The sequence below is a fragment of the Tabrizicola sp. genome (assembly GCF_036781545.1).
GTDB lineage: Bacteria > Pseudomonadota > Alphaproteobacteria > Rhodobacterales > Rhodobacteraceae > Tabrizicola.
In genome coordinates this window covers 1-19,004 of sequence record NZ_DAIQAT010000059.1, presented here as the reverse complement: position 1 = coordinate 19,004, position 19,004 = coordinate 1, and the positions used below count along the sequence as shown (strand labels likewise).

15 protein-coding genes are annotated in these 19,004 nt (G+C 66.9%); 1 reads left to right on the top strand and 14 read right to left on the bottom strand.

Annotated features, from left to right (window positions below):
- Positions 1-146 precede the first annotated feature (146 nt).
- Positions 147-2,450, top strand: coding sequence for a type VI secretion system Vgr family protein (locus V7Q39_RS10925; protein ID WP_333816601.1), 2,304 nt, complete (start codon positions 147-149; stop codon positions 2,448-2,450).
- Positions 2,451-2,532: 82 nt separating this feature from the next.
- Here V7Q39_RS10925 and tagF read toward each other — a convergent pair whose 3' ends face one another.
- The 14 genes from tagF to V7Q39_RS10855 all read right to left on the bottom strand — a co-directional run.
- Positions 2,533-3,054, bottom strand: a complete 522-nt coding sequence (gene tagF / locus V7Q39_RS10920; RefSeq protein ID WP_333816600.1) for a type VI secretion system-associated protein TagF — start codon at positions 3,052-3,054, stop codon at positions 2,533-2,535.
- A complete protein-coding gene (gene tssM, locus V7Q39_RS10915; protein WP_333816599.1) occupies positions 3,036-6,572 on the bottom strand; it encodes a type VI secretion system membrane subunit TssM in 3,537 nt (1,178 codons plus the stop codon). The genes tagF and tssM overlap by 19 nt, the downstream gene beginning before the upstream one ends.
- Entirely contained in the window at positions 6,573-8,042 is a 1,470-nt protein-coding gene (icmH, locus tag V7Q39_RS10910; RefSeq protein WP_333816598.1) for a type IVB secretion system protein IcmH/DotU, read from the bottom strand.
- Between the two features lie 22 nt (positions 8,043-8,064).
- Positions 8,065-9,396, bottom strand: a complete 1,332-nt coding sequence (tssK, locus tag V7Q39_RS10905; RefSeq protein ID WP_333816597.1) for a type VI secretion system baseplate subunit TssK — start codon at positions 9,394-9,396, stop codon at positions 8,065-8,067.
- A 33-nt stretch (positions 9,397-9,429) separates the two neighbouring features.
- A complete protein-coding gene (gene tssJ, locus V7Q39_RS10900; protein WP_333816596.1) occupies positions 9,430-9,894 on the bottom strand; it encodes a type VI secretion system lipoprotein TssJ in 465 nt (154 codons plus the stop codon).
- Entirely contained in the window at positions 9,884-11,392 is a 1,509-nt protein-coding gene (gene tagH / locus V7Q39_RS10895) for a type VI secretion system-associated FHA domain protein TagH (protein WP_333816595.1), read from the bottom strand. The genes tssJ and tagH overlap by 11 nt, the downstream gene beginning before the upstream one ends.
- Complete coding sequence (tssG, locus tag V7Q39_RS10890; protein WP_333816594.1) at positions 11,389-12,417, bottom strand: type VI secretion system baseplate subunit TssG; 1,029 nt, start codon at positions 12,415-12,417, stop codon at positions 11,389-11,391. The genes tagH and tssG overlap by 4 nt, the downstream gene beginning before the upstream one ends.
- Positions 12,381-14,246: a type VI secretion system baseplate subunit TssF gene (gene tssF / locus V7Q39_RS10885; RefSeq protein ID WP_333816593.1), complete on the bottom strand. Its 1,866-nt coding sequence runs from the start codon at positions 14,244-14,246 to the stop codon at positions 12,381-12,383. Before tssF ends, tssG begins: the two co-directional genes overlap by 37 nt.
- Positions 14,246-14,956, bottom strand: a complete 711-nt coding sequence (tssE, locus tag V7Q39_RS10880; RefSeq protein WP_333816592.1) for a type VI secretion system baseplate subunit TssE — start codon at positions 14,954-14,956, stop codon at positions 14,246-14,248. The genes tssF and tssE overlap by 1 nt, the downstream gene beginning before the upstream one ends.
- Before the next feature lie 38 nt (positions 14,957-14,994).
- Entirely contained in the window at positions 14,995-15,477 is a 483-nt protein-coding gene (locus V7Q39_RS10875; RefSeq protein WP_333816591.1) for an Hcp family type VI secretion system effector, read from the bottom strand.
- Positions 15,478-15,520: 43 nt separating this feature from the next.
- Positions 15,521-17,029 carry a type VI secretion system contractile sheath large subunit gene (tssC, locus tag V7Q39_RS10870; RefSeq protein ID WP_333816590.1) on the bottom strand — a complete coding sequence of 503 codons (1,509 nt, stop codon included), beginning with the start codon at positions 17,027-17,029 and terminating at the stop codon, positions 15,521-15,523.
- A 3-nt stretch (positions 17,030-17,032) separates the two neighbouring features.
- A complete protein-coding gene (gene tssB, locus V7Q39_RS10865; protein WP_333816589.1) occupies positions 17,033-17,557 on the bottom strand; it encodes a type VI secretion system contractile sheath small subunit in 525 nt (174 codons plus the stop codon).
- A gap of 29 nt (positions 17,558-17,586) precedes the next feature.
- Positions 17,587-18,732 carry a type VI secretion system protein TssA gene (locus V7Q39_RS10860; RefSeq protein ID WP_333816588.1) on the bottom strand — a complete coding sequence of 382 codons (1,146 nt, stop codon included), beginning with the start codon at positions 18,730-18,732 and terminating at the stop codon, positions 17,587-17,589.
- A 72-nt stretch (positions 18,733-18,804) separates the two neighbouring features.
- A partial coding sequence (locus tag V7Q39_RS10855; protein WP_333816587.1) for a hypothetical protein occupies positions 18,805-19,004 on the bottom strand: 200 nt, incomplete at its 5' end.

The following is a 19,004-nucleotide window of genomic DNA, read 5'->3' as shown; positions in this document are numbered from 1 at the left end:
TGTCGCGCTGGAAGCTTCTGAAGGGTCTGGCTTGCCCCACCGCGCTGTGACCACGAATTCAGCGCCAAGCCCGAGATTTTAGGCTAGACTGACCGGGTATTTGCCCAAACCCCGATTTGACCGCGATTTCGACAGGAGTGACCAGCATGGCTGACGGCCGCAACATCACAGTCAGCACTTCATTGGGCGACAAGCTGCTCTTTGCGCAGATGGAAGGGTTCGACGAGATCAGCCGGTGCTTCCGCTACGAAACCGGGCTGATCAGCAAGGATATCAACCTCAAGGCGGAAGACATCCTGGGGACGCCGGTCACCATCACCGTCCGCACCCGCAGCGACAAGCGGTTCTTCCACGGCATCGTCGCCGAGTTCGCCTTCCACGAATACCGCGAGGATTATGCCCATTACCGCCTGGTGCTGCGGCCGTGGCTCTGGTTCCTGACCAACCGCAGCGACAACCGCATCTTCCAGAAGAAAAGCGTCGTCGAGATCATTGAGGAGGTTTGGAAACCCTATGCCCATGTGAAGGTGGAAAAGCGGCTGAAGGCCTCTTATCCGCCGCGCGACTATTGCGTGCAGTACCGGGAAAGCGATCTCGACTTCGTGCAGCGGCTGATGGAGCACGAGGGAATCTTCTACCACTTCGACCATGCGGACGGCGAGCACACGCTGGTCCTGTCGGACGCCAATGCCAGCGTGAAGGATGCCGAAGGGTTCGAGACGATCAAGTTCCGCGGCGAGGCGGGAAACGTGATCGGCCAGGACGACGTGATCACCGACTTCCTGCCGCGCGCCTCGGTCCGGTCGGGGGTCTATGTGCATACGGACTATGACTTCAAGAAGCCCGCCACCGACCTGATGACCAAGTCGGATGCGCCGAAATCGCATGAGGCGGCGAAGGGCGAGCTTTACCACTATCCGGGCGACTACATCGAGGTCGGCGCGGGCGAGCCCATGGCGGCGATCCGGCTGGAAGAGGCGCAGGCGCCGCATGTGCGGGTGGAGGCGGCGGGGAATGTGCGGGGCCTGTGGTCGGGCGTCAGCTTCGCGCTGGAGGAATTCGAGCGCGAGGCAGACAACCAGAAATATCTGGTGCTGCGGTCGGACTACGAGATGTGGGACGACCAGTATCGCGCCGGGATGCAGCGGCAGGGCGAAGGCTTCGGGGTCCGGCTGAAGCTGCAACCGCTGTCCCTGACCTTCCGCCCGGAACGCCGCACCCCACGGCCGCTGATGTCAGGGCCGCAGACGGCGGTGGTGGTGGGGCCTTCGGGCGAGGAAATCTTCACCGACGAATACTCGCGCGTGAAGGTGCAGTTCCACTGGGACCGGCTGGGCGGCAAGGACGAGAATTCCAGCTGCTTCGTACGGGTCAGCTCGGTCTGGGCCGGATCGGGCTGGGGGTTCATTCAGATTCCCCGCATCGGGCAGGAGGTGATCGTCGACTTCCTGGAAGGCAACCCGGACGCGCCGATCATCACCGGTCGCGTCTACAATGCCGCGCAGATGCCGCCGTATGGCCTGCCGGCGAACGCAACCCAGTCGGGCTGGAAGTCGAATTCCTCACCCGGTGGGGGCGGCTGGAACGAGATGCGCTTCGAGGACAAGAAGGGGTCGGAAGAGGTCTATTTCCAGGCGGAAAAGGACCACAACGAACTGGTCAAGAACAACGAGACCCGCACCATCGGCAACGATTTCGCCGAGGACGTGGGCCATGACGCCAAGCAGGACATCGGCCACGACCGGACCGAGACGGTTGGCAACGACAAATCGGTGACGGTGGGCCATGACCAGACCACCAGCATCGGCAACAACGATACCGAGACGGTGGGGGTGAACCGGTCGCTGTCGGTGGGGTCGAACGAGACGATCAGCATCGGGGCGAATTCCAGCGAAACCATCGGGGCGAACCATACCCAGACGGTGGCCACCGTGCAGACGATCACCGTGGGCGCGGCACGTGTGGACACGGTCGGCGCGACCGAGACGCGGTCGGTGGGCGCGGCGCAGACGATGACCATCGGCGCCAGCCGCGACGTGACGGTGGGGGCGTCTGAGACCCATTCCGTCGGGTCGGATGACAGCTGGACGGTGGGAGGCAAGCGGACGGTCTCGGTCGGCGGCGACGAGACCATGTCGATCGGTGGCAATCAGGGCGAGACGATCTCGGGCGATGTGGCGCTGAAGGTGGCCAAGGGCCGGGCCACCGACATTGCCAATGCCGAGATGGTCAATGTCGGCAAGGACATGGGGGTCAAGGTCGGCAAGAAATTCGTGCTGGACGTGACCGACGAGATCACCCTGAAATGCGGCGATGCGCAGGTGACGATGAAGAAGGACGGCACCATCACGATCAAGGGCAAGGACATCAGCCTGACCGGGTCCGGCAAGATCAACGTCAAGGCGGATGGAAACATCACGATGAAGGGCGCGAAGATCAACCAGAACTGAGACGATGCAGGTAGGGTGAAACGGCTTCCGCTGGACCGCAATGAACGCGCGGCGAGCGGCCGGGACTGCGGACGCCACCTCCCTATGCCGGGTCGAGGAGCTTCCGAAGAAGGGTGTCCGGGTCATCCGGTGCGGTGAAGAGGGGCGGCTGGCTTCTGACCCAGAGCTGCATCGGACCGGTGGCCGGCCCATCGGGGACCGGGGCGGGAAGCGCGTCGAGCGCGTGCCAAAGGTCATCGGCTGACAGGATTTCCAGGCCGGTGGCAGCATCGCACCAGGGGTCGATCTGGTCCGGGGTAACGTCGCCTCCCGCGATGAAGAGGAGCGAGAGCGGGAAGAGCCGCCCGGCGCTGTCCTGGCTGGGCAGGATCAGCCCAGCGGCGAGGTGGCCGCCGGAGGGCAGGCGAAACCGCAGGCCGCCGGGGGGAAAGATCAGCCCCTCGCGCTGCAGGGGGGCAACGTGGCGGGTGAGCCAGGCGTCCCACGGTTTGCGAAAGGTGTCGGGCAGACCGCGCGATACGAAATCGCCGGTGGCGGGCAGCTTGCCGAAGAAACCCGCGACGGGGCGGCCGTCGTCCGGTTCGCCTAGAACTTCGTCGGGCATTTGAAGTTGCCGAACATCTTCAGGTCGAAGGGGTTGTCGACCGAGGCGGCGCGCAGCTCGAAGGCAGCGGAAAAGCCGGAGAGGCCGAGGTTGAGCCGGAAGACTTCGGGCAGGTCGGTCGAGGACAGGCGCCCCTTGCGGATCAGCCGCAGCCAGGCCCAGGAGCCAGTCTCCGAGGTGAGCAGCTCCCCGGTGCCATCGGCGGGCTGGAACGATAGCGAGATCAGGTTGGTGCCATCGGGACCTGGCCAGGTCATGGGCATCGGGCGAGTGGCGGCGTTAAGATAGGTCAGCACTTGCCCGTCGACGTTCAGCGTGACGGAGGCGGCGTTGGGGGTCAGGTCCTTGGCTTCCAGCGTGAAGGCCATCACCGGACCTGAACCGCCGGGGAACAGCCCGTCGCGAATCGACCGGGCGCGCTCGAAGGGGGCGAGAAGCGCCCCGTCCAGCCCGAAGTCGGCGCGCCAGGCCCAGGGCTTTACCGTGGTGTCGATGTAGCCGAGCAGGTTCTCGGTCACGAACTTGTCGATCCGCGCGCCGGGGGCGAACAGCTCGCGGAAGTCGGCGACATTGACGTCGATGGCAGAGGATGGGTCAAAGGGATAGCGGCCCTCGGTGGCCTTGACGCAGAAATCGTAGACATCGGCGCGCCAGCGGTCGTTCAACTGGCTGATCACCGCGTCTCGGGTCACGGCGATGGTATCGCCCGCGATGCCGGCCACCCAGTCGTCCAGCGGGTCGGGCAGGGACCGGGCCGCATTGGCGACCGCGCCCGTCAGCTCTCCCAGACCACCCCGGGCGAGCAGGGTCGCTTCGGGGTCGGGCGAATTCATCGCGCTGGCGAGTTCCTTGGCAAGACCGTCGAGTTGCAGGCCGACGTCATCCAGCAGCGGTGGCGTCCCGTCGACCTCTTCGATCGCGGCCTTCAGCGGCGCGAAATGCAGCGCGACATCGGTGCCGGGGGGCGGGCCGTCCTGGATGCCGTCGGTGGAGGTGGCAAGCTTGCTGCCCGCCTTCAGAAGCTTGCCCACCTTGCCGAGCTTGGAGACCGCTTTCTTGGCCAGACCCTCGGTCGCGGCATTGCCCTCTCCTTCCGGGATGACGCGGGTCAGGTCGACTTCGTCCACCACCGCACGGACTAGGCGGCGGAGGGTGGAATCAGGGCTGGCGAGGTCCTTCATATTCGCCGTGGCGGTCTGCAGGTCGGTGATCGGCGCAAGGCGGATGTCGCGCAGGATGCCGTTCCACTGGGCGATGAAATCGTCCTGGTAGAGCTTGAGGATGTCGGCCTCCAGCGTCGCGACCGAGGCGTCCGAGCTTTCGGCGCAGCCCCCGGCGAAGACAGCCTGATCCAGCGCGGCGGTGGCGGCGACTTCGGGGATCAGCGGCAGGACGGTGTTGTGGAAGCCGTCATAGGTGAAGGCGCCGGGCAGGCCGACGCGCAGGGTCTTCTCGGAAATCCGGGTCAGGACGCGGGTGGCGTTGGGCCCGGCCTTCTCTGCGGGAATCCATTCCGGCAGGGCGGTGACGGCGGGGTCGGAAATCAGCGCGGAATAGGCGCGGGCGGCCAGCGGGATGGTGCAGATCGACTGCAGCGCCTGCTGCACCAGCGCATTGTCGGGGGTGATCTTCTGTGTCTCCGACCCCATGCGGTCGATGGCGGCAAGCTGGTGATCCAGCGCGGCGTCAGTCGGGAAAGGGTCGATGGGGGCATTCAGCGGCAGCTGGTCCTGCCACCACTGCGCGGCGAAGTCGCGGTCGTACGGCGCAAGGCCGGTCATCATGTAATAGACCTTGAGCGCGCCGAGCAGGTATTCCGGATCGCGTATCTGGCGCCACATGGTGGCCTCCAGCATGGCGATCATGCGCGGCTCCAGAATATTGCGCAGCGAGCGGTCATAGGCGATGCGCTGCGCCTCGGCCAGCTCCGAGCGCGCGGTGGGGCCGATGAAGGTCAAGGGCGAGCTGGCCACATCCGTCGCGGCGGCCTTGACCTCGGTCACGCCGTCGAGCGCGAGTTCCAGGTCCAGAGGGTCGGTCGGCGCCTGACGGGCGGCGACATTGGCAAGGCGGCCGGAGAGGTCGGCCAGCAGCCGTTCCTGGTCATCGATGCCGCCGGAATACCGCAGGAAGGAGAAGAGGAAGAGAAGACCGGCGAGAAGGGTGAGAAGCGAGGCCCCCGCCAGCGACCCGCGCCAGAGCCATTTCCGGCGCTCCTCCGCGGCGGCGTCGAAGGTGCCGAGACCGGCCTCGGGGAAGATGAGGTCGGTCAGCATATTGCGCAGGAAGTAGGACCGTTTCTCGCCGAAGGGGCGGCGGGAGGGCGTGTCGGCGTTCAGGCCGAAGGATCCGACCAGCTCCCCGACCAGCCGGTCGATGGGCGATCCTTCCTGGGTGGCGGAGGTCAGGTAGAAACCCCGCAACCAGGGGCTTTCCTCGTAGCGGCTTTCGCCGAACACCGTGTCGATCAGAAGCTTCAGCGGCGCTTCCAGCCGTTCGACCTGGGCGGGGAAGCGGAAGACCTCGGCGCGCTGGTCGAGGGGGACATCCTCGGCCATGCGCGAGGTGAGGCGGGTTTCGAGGTTGGCAAGAAGCGCCTTCACCTCGCGTTCGATGGTGGTGCGGTCGATGCGGGCATCGGTGGGCAGCGTGGCGCCCCAGACCTGTTCGCGGTCCTTGGTCGGCAATGTGCCGAAGAAGGATTCGAAGCCGGGTACGAGATCGACCTTGGTCAGCATCAGGTAGACCGGCAGCTGGATTTGCAACCGCTCGCGCAACTCGGCCAGGCGCTTCCTGATCTCGCGGCCATGCTCACGAACAGCGGCCTCGCCCGCCAGAAGCTCCTTGAGCGAGAGGGTCAGGATCACCCCGTTCAGCGCCCGCTTGCCGCGGTGCTTCTTCAGCATATCGAGGAAGCCCAGCCATTCGGCCGAGTCGATTTCCGGGTCGCTCTGCTGCTGGACGTAGCGCCCGGCGGTGTCGACCAGCACGGCATCCTCGGTGAAGAACCAGTCGCAGTTGCGGGTGCCGCCGACGCCCTTCAGGTCGTCCGACAGGTCGATGGGGAAATGCAGGCCGGACTGGCGCAGCGCGGTGGTCTTGCCGCTGCCGGGCGGGCCGATGATGACATACCAGGGCATGTCACGCAGGAACTTCTTGCCGCCGAGCTTCGACCGCTTCATCTCGGTCAGCACCTGCGCGAACTTGGTGTTGATCTCGGCGACGTTGGCCTCGCCGGGCAGTGCGGCCTTGGGCTTCTCGGGCGTGGCAAGCTCGGTCACGAAAAGCTGGTTCTTCCTCGCCGCGCGGAGCTGCGCGAGAAGGAGAGAGAAGAGCCAGAGGACCAGGATCACCGCGATGACGATCATCCGCACCAGATCGTCGGCCAGCGGCACCATGTCGCCGACCGAGACGAGAGGCCCGAACAGCCAGATCAGCGCGCAGAGAAGAAGGATGCCGATGAAGGTCCACAGGCGGCGGGAGAAGAGGAACCTGAAGATGGCTTTCAGGACTTTCATCTAGAGCTTCTTCTCGATCTTGATCTCGATGCGGCGGTTCTCGGCGCGGCCCTGTTTCGTGCCGTTGTCGCCCACGGGTTCGCTGTCGGCCCGGCCCTCGGCGGCGATGAGGTCGGCGGGCACTCCGGCGGCGGTCAGCAGGTCGGCGATGGTCTTCGCCCGGGCCTCGGACAGGCCCTGGTTCGAGTCGAAGGGGTTCGAGGCCTGGACCGGGACGCTGTCGGTATGGCCGATCACCGTGACCTTGCCGATGACCTCGATGTTCTCCTTGATGCAGTCGGCCAGTGCATTCACCAGCGGCCCGTAGACCTGGTTGATGTCGGCCTTGGCGCTGCGGAAAACCTCGGGGTTCGACCCGCGCAGGGTGAAGAAGGCAAGGCTCACGTCATCCTTGCCGGTCAGGGCCGCGGCGGTCTCGGCGGGCGCCTTGGCCAGGCAGGCGGGGACCAGTTCCAGCACCACGGGTTCGATCTTGATCTCGGGCGCCGGGGGTTCGGCATTGGTGCGGACCGGGCGGAAGATCTCGGCGCGTTCGGCGGGCGGCAACAGGCGGGCAAGGGCATAGAGCTGGGTCGCCTTGTTCGACAGCTGGATGCCGAGGCCCACATAGGTGGCCGTCATCACCGCGATGGCAGCCAGCGCGATGGTCCACAGCGGCACGGCGAAGCGGGGCTTTTCGTCGGGGGCGACCACGCCCTGCCAGTGCGGGGAAAGCTCTGCCGCCTCGGCCTCAGGGTTGCGGATGGCGCGGGCGATGGCGGAGCGCAGCGCGAGAAGTGCCGAGTCGCCGGTGCGGCCCTGGACGCGGTGCTTGCCACGGAAGCCGAGGTTCAGACAGTGGAAACCTAGCTCCAGCATCTCGGGGTCGCGGTTGGGATAGCGGAGCAGTTCCTCCAGCCGGTCGAAGAACTTGGTCCCGGCATCGACCTCGCCCGACAGGCCCACGACCAGCGGCTGACGCGGCCAGCCGGAATGGCCGCCCCAGGGCGTGTTGAGCGCGATGTCGTCGATCAGCGCGGCGACGAACCACGCCGCCTGGTTGGCGCGGGTCATCGGCACGCCCATGCCGACAGCGCTGTCGCGGGCGTCGATCAGATTGTCTTGCAGGCGCAGGCGCAGCGCCTCGGCATTGGCGGGGGGCAGCGCGCGTTCCAGCTCGGGCGCGACTTCCAGAAGCGAGGCGAAGGCGACGATCAGCGGGTTCGGATGGGCGCGGGTCAGGCGCGGCTTCGGGCCGCGACCCGCCCCTTGGCCGTAGTCCTGCGGTGGACCGCCGAAGCCGCTGCCCTGTCCGCCGCCCCCGTAGCTTTGTCCGCCATAGCCCTGCCCGCCATAGCCCTGCGTCGGCGGAGGGCCACCGCCGAAGGTCGGCTGCACCGGGGTGGTGGCGGGCGTGTTCGACTTCACCGGCCGGATGCGGGTGCGTCCGGCGTCATTGGAAAGGCCGAAGGGGTCGTCCTGGTCGCTCATGCGCCCATCACCTGTTCATCCGTCACCTGTTCACGGCGTAGCAGTCGATTTCCGGCTCCCGGTCCAGCGCGCCCGACACGCCGATGACAAAGCCGGGCGCGTCGGACAACTGGGCGAAATGTTCGGACTTCTGGTCAAGCTCCAGGCACAGCCGCTCGCCGTCATAGGGAATCTCGCGCGGTTGGGAGTGGAGGGGTTTCAGCGGAATCCCCGGCAGGCGGGATTTCCACAGCTTCTCGAAGGCGTCCGCCGCGCCCACCGTGGCCTGGCCCACGAAGATGCGGCGCAGGCTTTCGTCCGACATGTCGGAACCCACGCGCAGCACGATGCGGCTGGACTTCAGGATGTCGGGATTGTCGATGCGGACCTTCCAGATGTTCTGGGCGTGGCGGGCGACCTGAAGCGCGCGGGACTTCGGTTCCACGTGGCGCAGCGACAGCATCAGCGAGCGCAGCGTGTCGGCAAGTGCGGCGAAGGCAGGTTGCGGGTCAAGATGGTCATAGGCGGGCAGGTCCGACAGCCGCCGCGAGGAAGAGCCGTAGGTCGCCATCCGGCCCGCCAGCCCGGCCAGTTCCATGAACAGCTCGGACGGGTGGTGCAGGTTCTGCGCCAGCATATGTGCGACGCGGGGGCGGGCGGTGTTGGCGAGTTCGAGGAGCAGCAGGTTCTCGATCGACCGCCCTGCCCCGCCCAGCACCAGCTTGCCATGCGCCTCGGCGATGCGGTCCAGGCCGGTGACGACCTCTTGCGCCAGCCCCGCATACCAGGAAACGGCGGACAGGCAGAGCGCGGGGGCGAGATAGCCGTCGGAAATGGCGACGGACCCTTCCGCCCGCAACCCGTCGACCCGGGCGACGGGCAGCGCGACATAACCGGCGGCATCCTCGCCCGGCAGGATCAGGCGGGCGGAAAGACGGGCGACCTCCAGCTCTTCCGGCTCGGCCCCGCCACGGATGGCATCGCGGACGGTCTGGATCACCCCGCGATAGCGCGAGCCCGCGGGCTCGGCATGGGCGGGGTCGATGGTGGCCGCCCCGGGGCGCTCGATGGGGATCGCCAGCGCGACCAGCCCGGCCATATCCGCCTTGACCGGCACCGGGGCGGGGGCGGACATGGTGTCGGGAATGGCGAAGGGGGTGCCGTCGGGGAAGATGCCGGAGGCTGAGGCAATGGCGACCCGGCCCGCATCCAGCGCGGGCTTGTCCAGCGTGAGCGACCGGAACCCCCAGGCCTGCATCGGCGCAGCCTGGAGCGCGCCGCGCACCAGGCCCTCGGTATAGCGGTCCTGCTGCTGCAGGTGCTGGGTGCGCAGGAACAATCCTTCGGACCAGACGACCTTGTTCTTGTCACTCATGCTTCTGTCCTGTTCCTGCACGCGCGCCGAGCATCACATCGGGGTCAGCTTGATCCCGCTGGCGGTCACGTCAAGCGCGAACGTCACCGCGTCGGTCGGCGAGACCGAGGACTTGGCCCGGAACTGCTTGCCCGCCGGATTGCGGAACCCCGCGACCACGGCGATCAGCGCGGTGGTGGGGTCGAGCGTGATGGTCTTCGTCGCCTTGCCGCCGGGCGCAAGTGCGATGGTGTCGGCCTTCACGAGGTCGCCGCCAAGCGCGGCCGAGGCGTTCTGGAGCGCGAAGAAATCCGCCCCGTCGAAAGCCCCCGCGCCCCGCAGTTGCAGGACCTGCAGCGTCAGTGGCCGGTCGGCGCCATCGGGGCCGGGGTTCATGCCCGCCGCCCCTTGCGCGACCAGCGTCACCGATCCGGGGCCGGATGGGGCGCAGGCCACCAGCAGAAGCGCGCTGCCGCCGATCAGAAAGGCACGGCGCGGAATTCCAGTCTCAATCGTCATGGGTCTTCTCCCTGTTGCCTTCATATGCGTCACGGAAATCCGCGCCCACCTCGCCCAGGAACCGGTCCTCGGCAGCGCGGGCGATGTCCTTGTAGCGGTCGGTATAGGCCTTCCACAGCTTGGCGTTGCGCCCGCCGGAGAGGAGCGATTCCAGCATCCCGAGTTGTTCCAGGTCCTTCTCCACCGCCGCCGGATCGAAGCGGTCGATCATCCGGCGCAGGGCCGACTGGATCGCGACCCAGGACCGGACCTGATGGTCGGCCAGATCGCGGAAGGCACCATTGATCGCTGTTTCCGGGTCGAGGTAGCCCGGTCCTTTCGCGGCGACGAGGGCCGCAATGGCCTCGTTGGTGGAGGCAAGGAACTTCAGCGGGTTGACGTCGGTGTTGCTGATCACCGTCTGTGCCACGCGGGCGTTCTGCTTCTCCTTGGCGCGGGTGCGCAGCATCAGCATCAGCCCTTCCACCAGCAGGCGGAAGCGCTGGCCCATCGCCTCCATCTCGGCGGCCGGGTCCTGCGCAGCCGAGGGGTCGAGACCGAGGCCGCGGAAGAAGGCCTCGCGCAGCCCCGTATCCGCCGCAGTGTCCGGCTTGGAAGGGGCGGCGGCAGAAGGTCCGGGGGCGGGCGGCGGCGGGGCCGGTTCGCCGCGCTGGCGGGAGCGGTTCTCTTCGTCGACAAGCGGAGATGCGGCCGGAGCGTCCGGGGTCAGGCGCAGGGGCTCGGGCGGCGGGGGCTCCGGGGCGGGGGAGGGCGGTTCGGGGGCGACGACGGGGGGTGGCATGGCCCACCAGTCATCTGAAGCGGGGGCAGCGACCGGCGCCGCCGGGGCAGGCTCGGCGGGCGCTGTCGGCTCGGCGGGCCGACCCCTGGCCGGTTCGTCGAAGAAGGACCCGAAGCCGAAGTCGCCCCCGCGCGGGGCGATGGGCTCTGGCACGCTGCCCGTGGGACGGGCCTGGACCGAGCGGTCGAGGGTGAAAGGGTCGTCGAAGAGCGGCGGGGGGGCTGCGCGGTCCGGGGCCGTGTCATAGCGGCGGGCGTCGATGGCGCCGGTGTCGAAGGGCTGCGGCAGGCCCTGCGGTCGTTGAACGGGCGGCGGAGGCGTGACGGGCTGCGAGAAGAAGTCGTCATGCGTCATCTGCCGCTGCGCCGGGGCCTGCGTCCGCGGTGTGGCGACCGGCGCGGGAGCCTCGATCTCGACCCGGATCACGGTATCGCCCAGGCGCAGGCGCATCCCCGGTTCCAGCCGCGCGGCATTCCCCGGCCCCAAGGGTTGGTCCTTGCCGTCGATGTAAAGTCCGCCCCGGCTGGCATCGGTGACGATGAACTGCCCCGCCTCACCAGTGATCACGCAATGCTTGCGCGAGACATACATGTCGGGGTCGTTGATCTGCCAGGAACACTCCGCCCCGCGGCCGATGGAGAATTCGCCCCCCGGATGGCGCATCTCGTGCCGGTCCTGGGGATGGGGGCTGTGCTCGATGGTCAGGCGCAGGGTCATGTGGCCTCCACTTGCGCGACGTGGTAGAGGCGCAGGTCGTCGGCATCGCTTTGCCGCTTCGGCGACAGCCAGGTGGTGCGGCCCAGCCGGCACTGGCCGAGCCGGGCATCGGGGACGTCCTCCTTCGCCAGCACGAGGCGCAGGTTGAACTCCATCTCGCGGCCCATCGCGTGGCGGATCGCATGGCGCAGGCGGGCGGTCAGCGCCGGATCGGCAAGGAATTCGGTGAACCGGTCCAACGGCAGGGGCCCGACGCGCAGCTCCACCAGCGTCTGGCGCTGGAAGCTGCGGGCACCGACCACGGCAGAGCGGCCAAGCCGGGCGTGCTGGCGACCAAGGCGCGATTGCAGTCGGGGCGGGATCTTGGTCCAGGTGCCGAGGAATTCCACCAGCGCGACCGGGGCCGCCAGCACATCACCCAGATAATCCGTCAGCCGCTCGACGCTATAGACCTGACGGCCCAGCGACGTGGCATGGCGCAGCTTCAGCCGGGTCTGCGCATCCGGCAGCTTCGGCTTCGTCCCCGGCAGGGCGACGCCCGCCAGCGCCTCGACCAAAGCCCGCACGCGCCCGGCGGCCTCGTGTTCGATCTGCACCTCTGGCCGGGCGTCGGCCCAGGCGCGCCAGTAAAGCGCCATCATCCGGTGCTGCAGGAGGTTGCAGAAATCGAGGAAGGTCGTGTCCGAAGCCGCATCGCTGCCCTCGGTGAACCAGCGGTCGGACATCCGGCCCATGACCCAGCGGGTGATGTGCAGGGGCAATGCGCCCTCCGGGCCGAGGAGGCCCAGCACCTCCACATCCACCTTGGGCGGCGTGCCGGGGGCGAAGCCTGCCACGTCACGGGTCCCGAAGGTCAGACGCGCACGCTGGCCGAGGCGCGCGGGCTCGCGGCCCGGCCCCCCGGCCCGGCCAAAGCGCAACTGGTCGCGTTCGAGCCTGCGGAGCAGCTCGAAGAAGCCCATGCTTTCGGGCGCAGCCAGATCCCCGCTCAGATCAGGGCGCGGTTGCCCGGCGTCATCGGCCACGACACGTCCTCCTGTCTTTGCATGAGATGGGTTTTCGTGCGCACGAAGGAATTGATCGCGGCGTGGCGGGCGAAAAGCTGGTTCAGAAGGGCGGAGAGCAGGAGGGTCGAGCCGCCCGCCATCGTCGTCTCGTCCACGTCCAGCGTGATCTCGACCCCGTGGCCAAAGCAGATCGGGCCGGGAATACCCAGCCGTTCCACCACCTGCCGCGACCGGACGCGGGTGATCGACCGCGCATGGCGGGCCATCGCCGGATCGCCGCGCCCGGCGTAAAGGTCCAGCATCGCGCGCAGGGGTTCGGCGTCCTGTCCCGGCTCGGCCAGCGAGAGATGATTCAGCGCCAGTTGCGCCACCAGCCGCCAGGCGAGGTCATCGAGCTGGCTCTCCCCGCCCGAGACGATGTTCGGCAGCGCCGAGGCGACCGATCCACGCGGGCGGCGGAAGGGGGCGATCAGCTCGATCCGGCCCACGGGATCGCCGGTTTCGAGGCTGAGCTTCGGGCTGTCGTCCAGGATCGGCAGATCGCGGTTGGTGCAAAGCGCGCGGATGTCCAGGCGCCGGATCGCCTTGGTCACGGTCACGTCGGCGGGCCTGGCGATGGACAGGAACAGGTCATCGCCCGCATAGCTGGTGCGGGTCTGGCCGCGGCGGATTTCGTCTTCGCCGGGCCTGCGCGGGCGGCGTTCGGTGGTGTAGACCAGACCCGAGCCCCGGTGCTGGCCCACCGAATAGAGCGGCTCCACCGTAGCATCGGGGCCATCGCTGTCTGCGTCCTCCACCCGCGTCAGTCGGTAGATCTCGAAGTCGCGCGGGCGTGTGCGATCGGCGTGGACGACATGGGCGGCAGAGCGACCGTCGATGTCGATGACGTTGCATTCCTTCTCGAACAGGTTGACCAGCGGTGCCACGAACAGGCGGAAATCCTTGGCCGCGATGTCCGAAAGCTCCGGGCGCGCGGCGTCGAGGTAGACAACCACCTCGCAGGGGCCGGTGGTGCAGGCGCGCAGCGCGGAATTCATCCCGTCGAGCCGCAGGTAATGGAAGCGCTCCGGCATCAGGAAATATTCCCGCATCAGCCGATAGCCCTCGAAGGACGGCCGGACACGGGGCAAGAGACCCTCGCGGTCGGTGACGCCGACGAGGGAGGGGCCGGTGAGCGGCTGCGGGGCGCCTTTGGGGGCGCGGGCGATGGCTGCGGCGCCATGACCGAAGACCGCGTCCAGGATCGCCCCACCGCGCGAGCCGCCCACGAACCAGAGGTCCAGCCGGTCGAGGGAAAGCTCGGCCAGCGATCCCGGCCCGACCCGTGTCAGGGTAAACCGCAGCGCGGCCTCGGCCTCGGGCTGGTCGAGGCCCGCGGCATTCATCGCACCCCTGTCTTGCAGGTAATCCACCTTCTCCAGCGCTATGGGCCAAAGCGCCACGTCCTGCGCGGTGGTATAGGTGGCGCGGGTGGCGATCCCCTCGCGGTAGGCCGCCACGCAGCGGGTGCCACGCTGGACGACATGGCCGTCGAGCATGGTCTGCACCTGCGGCCCCGGATGCAGGACCGCCATGGTCATCGCGGGCGCGGGGCAGACGAGATCGGGGTAAAGCTCGTCCAGCAGGTTGCGGACATAGCGGCTGCTTTCGGCATCGACCTTCAGCCGCGTCCGGGCGGCAAGATAGGCCACGCCTTCCAGCAGGCGTTCCACGTAAGGGTCGGGACAGGGCACCGCATCCAGCGACAGGTTGCGGGCGACGGTCGGGTGCAGCGCGGAAAACTCGGTCGCGAGTTCCCGGACATGGGCGAGTTCCTCTTCGTAATAGGCAAGGAAATTGCGGTCCATCACGCCTCCTCGACCGCCGTGGTGGCGCGTCCGTTGTCGAGGTCGATCATGGTGGAAAGCCGCAGCCGTTCCGCGACGGGCGACAGCATCAGCATGGCGTCGACCTCGATCCGCATTCCCGTCCGGTCGCCCTGGGCCACCTTCACCCGGATCGTGTCGCGCTTCAGCCGGGGTTCGAAGACAGCGATCACCTCGCGCAGTTCCTTGGCCAGGGCGGCAAGATCGAAATCGGTCATGGACCGGCCCGAGAAGGACGGCACGCCGTAGTTCAGGACCGAGCGGCGGACATGGGGGAAATCGGCGATCATCTCCTGCGGGGTCTCGAAATCCTTCCGCTCCAGATCGGTCAGCTGCACACCGGATTCGAAGCGCTCGACGTTGAACAAGGCCTCGATATCGCGGCGGACCGCTTCACGCAGGACGGCGGCGTTCACGACGATGCCGCGCTCTTCCAGGAAGGCGCGGCGGGCCATCTGGGTCAGGAACTGGTGCAGGTCGCGCCGCGTGTCGGCGTCGAAGTCCTCGTCCGCCTCGATGCTGCGCGCGCCACCCGCCAGAACGGCCTCGACCTTGGCAGCACCGATCCGGGCCAACAGGTCGGCGCGCTGGCGGTCGGTCTCGGTCACGATGCCGGGCAGGTCGTCGACGAGGCGGTCCCACAGGCTGGGCTGGACCGCCTCGGTCCGGGATTGAAGGATCGGATCAGCCACCTGACCTGCCCTCTCCTGATCGCCGCCTGGCGCCTGGTTCAGGCACCAGCGACCAGATCATATTCGACGTCGTGTTCGCCACCGGCCGAATGGTCGCTGGCCTGTTCGATGTAGAGGATCGCGATCTTGTTGAACACGATCGAGACGCTTTCCATCGGCGGGGTCTCGATGTCGCTGGCGCCCGACATGTTGTAGCTTTCCACCATGCAGTCGCTGAGCGTGATCGTCAGATAGTCGAGATGCGTATCGCCCGAATCCTTGCGCAGCGTGATGACGATCTCGGGCAGGGCGGTCGCGAACAGCACCGCCTTGGCCAGCTGCGGCGAAGCCTTGTCATAGTATTTGGTGACGTTGACCGAGGTGACATTCGGCATCCCGGTGCTGCGCCCGACGCCGGGCGTGTTCACCACCGGGCGGGTCACGCCCCAATTCACGCTGGTGATGGTGATCTCGCCCTCGTGATCGGCACGACCGCATTCGCCGGGAATCTCTTCGATCTTCATATAGCCGGAGACAGCCATTCGCTTATCCTTTCATCTGATAATTTGGTGAAACTTCGTTCTGTTACTTGCTCTTGACCGACGGGAGTTCGGAAACCAGCCGGAGGCTCGCGTTAATGCCCTCCAGTTGATAGTGCGGACGGAGATAGAAGCGCGCATTGTAGTAACCGGGGCGCCCTTCGACAGAGTCGACCTGCACCTCGGCCTTGGCCAGGGGGCGCTTCGCCTTGGCCTTGTCATCCGCCATGGCCGTGTTCTGCAGCACATAGCGATTGATCCATTCGGACAGCCAGACCTGCATGTCCGCCCGTTCCTTGTAGGTCCCGACCTTGTCGCGCGCGATGGCCTTCAGGTAATGCGCGAAGCGGCTGACCGGGAAGAGATAGGGCAGGTTGGCCGACAGCCGCTCGTTGGCCTGGGCATCCGGGTCGACCAGACGTCCGGCGCGAGTCTCGTCGTCCTGCAAGGAATGTGCGCCGATGAAGGCGGCGATGTCGGTGTTCTTGCGGTGCAGGATCGGCATGAAGCCCAGCTTCGCCAGCTCCGCCTCGCGCCGGTCGTCGATGGCGATTTCCGTCGGGCATTTCATCGAGATCGAGCCGTCGTCGGTCGGGAAGCTGTGGACCGGCAGGTTGATCACCGCGCCCCCCGATTCCACGCCGCGGATCTGGCTGCCCCAGCCATATAGCTTGTGGCTGCGGTTGATGTTCACGCCCATCGCGAAGGCGGCGTTCATCCAGACATAGTGGTCGTGCTTGCCGTCGATCTCTTCCTCGAAGGCGAAGCCCTTCACCGGGATGGTCGCCGCGCCATAGGGCAGGCGGGCCAGCACGCGGGGCATGGTCAGCCCGATATAGCGCGCGTCCTCGGATTCGCGCAGCGATTGCCAGCTGGCATAGTCCGGCGAGGAAACGATCTGCTGCAGGTCCTGCGGGTTCGGCAGTTCCTGCCAGCTCTGCATCCGGAAAAGCTGCGGCGCGGCGGCGGCGATGAAGGGCGCATGGGCGCTGGCGCAGATGCCGGACATGCTGCGCAAAAGGCCCACGTCGCGCGGGTGGTGGCTGAACTCATAGGCCCCGATGATCGCGCCGAACGGCTCGCCGCCGAACATCGAATATTCGTCGGTATAGAGCCGCTTGAACATGGGGGACTGGTCCCACATCTGGCCCTCGAAATCCTCCAGCTGGTCGGCAAGCTGGTCCTTGGTGATGTTGATCACCCGGATTTTCAGCTTCTGGTCGGTCTCGGTGTTGTTGACCAGATAGTGCAGCCCGCGCCAGGTGCCCTCCATCTCGCGCACCTCGGGGGCGTGCATGATCTCGTTCATCTGGGTGGTCAGCAAGCTGTCGATCCCGGCGATCAGGTTCTTGATCGACTTGACCGCATTGCCCGAGATGGTGGCCGTGCCGGACCGCTCGGTCGCCGCCAGCGCCAGGTTCTGCACCAGTTTCTGCAGCTTCTGGCTTTCGTCTTCCTTGACGCGGAAATCCTTCTCAAGAAGGTCGCTGAACTCGCCCAGATCGATGGCCTGGGCTTCCGCAGCCGCCGTGCCCTGCTTTTCCTGTTCGGCCATCGCTCAGCCCTCCTTCTTCATGGCTTCGTCGGCGACCTGCATCAGCAGGGGCTCGTTCTGCAGAAGCTGGGCGATGCGCTTCTCGGCGTTCACCTTGCCGTCCATATAGCCGAGGAGCTCCTCAAGCTGCCGCCGCATCTTCAGAAGCTCGGCCAGCGCCGGGACCTGCTCGGCCACCTTGTCGGGAGTGAAGTCGGACATGCTCTTGAAGGACAGGTCGACGAACATCTCCTCGTCCGCCGCGCCGTCCTTGGCGGGCAGGCGGTTGGGGACACGGGCCTTCACCCGTGGCGCCAGCGCCTCCATGAACTTGCCGAAGCGGCCCGCATCCACATCGACGAAGGTGCGCTCGTTGACCGGCTTCATCGCCTCGCGGGTTTCCGACTTGCCCGCCAGGTCGGCCATCACGCCCATGACGAAGGGAAGTTCGATGGTGGTCGGGCTGCCGTAGTGTTCGACGTCATAGGCGATCTGCACCCGCGGCGCGCGGTTGCGTTCGATCACCTTTGCCTTGCTTTCACTTGCCATGGTTCAGACCTCTCCTGACATCTTGCCGCTCACTGCGGAGCCGGTTTCGTCTTGTCGTCCACGCCGGCGACATTCTTGAATTCCTTCATCCCGCTGGGCGCGATCTCTTCCATCAGCTGCAGGAAGTTCATCGGCACCATCTTCCGCATCCGCCGCGCCAGATGCGGGATCGGACTGGAGGGTTCGGTGCGCTCGTAGAAATCGATGATCATGTCGAGGCAGCGTTCCACATCCCGGCGCGAATTGACGGCGCCGGGGATGGCGCCTGCGCTCGGGGGCGGATGCGCGCCGTTCGTCGCAGATGCGGGGGCAGAGGGTTCGGCCATGGCAGTCACCTCGGATGCGGTAGCGCCGGGAGAAGCCTGCGACTGCGCGGCGGTCAGGGGGGCGAGCGCCCGGCCCAGCACCTTGTCCAGCTCCTTGAACTTGACGCCGACACCGTTCTCGCCCACCCGGGCGGTCAGGGCGGTTTCCAATGCGGCAAGTGTGGTGCGGGCGGCCTCGATCGACTGGACCAGCGTGGCCATGTCTTCGGGCCGCTCGATGGCTTGCGCCCGGCAGGCGGCAGTGACGCGGTTCACCCGGGTGTCATGCCTGCCGAGAAGCTCCGTCTTCTCCTTTTCCCCCAGTCCGTCGGCCAGTTCGGCCTGCGCCTGGCTGCGGGTCAGGCCCCCCGCGCACAGGTCGCCGACCGTGATCGGCCCGATGCCGCGCGGCGACAGGACGGTGGTGAACTCCAGATCGCAGAGCAGGCCATTGTCGGCATTCTCCAACTGGAACAGCGCATTGATCCGCCGGGTCGCCGCCTCACGCGGGGAAGCACCTTCGCGCAGCAGCGGGTGCACCGTATCCCAGTGCTGGTCAACCGTCGCGGTCAAGAGGCCCAGTCCCTGCTGCAACCCCTCGAAGCCCTCGGCATTGGCCAGGGCGCGGGCGACGATCACCAGAAGCCGGATGTCGCGCCCCGTCGCCGCAAGGCCGGCCGATTGCGACAGGATTTCCGACCAGTCGATGGTGACGCCACCCGTCCCGCCCGTCCTGACATTCTCCAGCCGGAAGCTGCGCGCGGCAGGCTCCATCAACCGCTCGACGGCATGGAAACGCGGGTCATTACGCAGCTCCGATCCCGAGGCGCTACCGTCCGCCACCGGAACCAGGAACGGTTCAAGGTCCATCTTGGTCCAAAGCCTTCTGCAAAACGCGCAAACACAATCTACGGCACAACTCTTGCACCACCTGACCTAAAGTCAAGGTCTTGCATCAATGACCCTTGAGGCGATTGACACGATGTTCCCGGGGTCTTTCGCGATCACGTCGGCCAGCTCGTCCGCCAGCCCCCCGACCGACAGCGTTTCGGGCAGGCGCGTGCCGAACAGTGAGGTCTTCGACAGGATCGCGATGATCTCGGACTTGCCGAAATTCGCCGGATCGACGGTGATCGAATAGA

Excerpts from the sequence above, each read along its gene's own strand:
- V7Q39_RS10925 (WP_333816601.1), top strand. The coding sequence starts at position 147 with ATGGCTGACGGCCGCAACATCACAGTCAGCACTTCATTGGGCGACAAG.
- tagF (WP_333816600.1), bottom strand. The coding sequence starts at position 3,054 with ATGCCCGACGAAGTTCTAGGCGAACCGGACGACGGCCGCCCCGTCGCG.
- tssM (WP_333816599.1), bottom strand. The coding sequence starts at position 6,572 with ATGAAAGTCCTGAAAGCCATCTTCAGGTTCCTCTTCTCCCGCCGCCTG.
- icmH (WP_333816598.1), bottom strand. The coding sequence starts at position 8,042 with ATGAGCGACCAGGACGACCCCTTCGGCCTTTCCAATGACGCCGGACGC.
- tssK (WP_333816597.1), bottom strand. The coding sequence starts at position 9,396 with ATGAGTGACAAGAACAAGGTCGTCTGGTCCGAAGGATTGTTCCTGCGC.
- tssJ (WP_333816596.1), bottom strand. The coding sequence starts at position 9,894 with ATGACGATTGAGACTGGAATTCCGCGCCGTGCCTTTCTGATCGGCGGC.
- tagH (WP_333816595.1), bottom strand. The coding sequence starts at position 11,392 with ATGACCCTGCGCCTGACCATCGAGCACAGCCCCCATCCCCAGGACCGG.
- tssF (WP_333816593.1), bottom strand. The coding sequence starts at position 14,246 with ATGGACCGCAATTTCCTTGCCTATTACGAAGAGGAACTCGCCCATGTC.
- V7Q39_RS10875 (WP_333816591.1), bottom strand. The coding sequence starts at position 15,477 with ATGGCTGTCTCCGGCTATATGAAGATCGAAGAGATTCCCGGCGAATGC.
- tssC (WP_333816590.1), bottom strand. The coding sequence starts at position 17,029 with ATGGCCGAACAGGAAAAGCAGGGCACGGCGGCTGCGGAAGCCCAGGCC.
- tssB (WP_333816589.1), bottom strand. The coding sequence starts at position 17,557 with ATGGCAAGTGAAAGCAAGGCAAAGGTGATCGAACGCAACCGCGCGCCG.
- V7Q39_RS10860 (WP_333816588.1), bottom strand. The coding sequence starts at position 18,732 with ATGGACCTTGAACCGTTCCTGGTTCCGGTGGCGGACGGTAGCGCCTCG.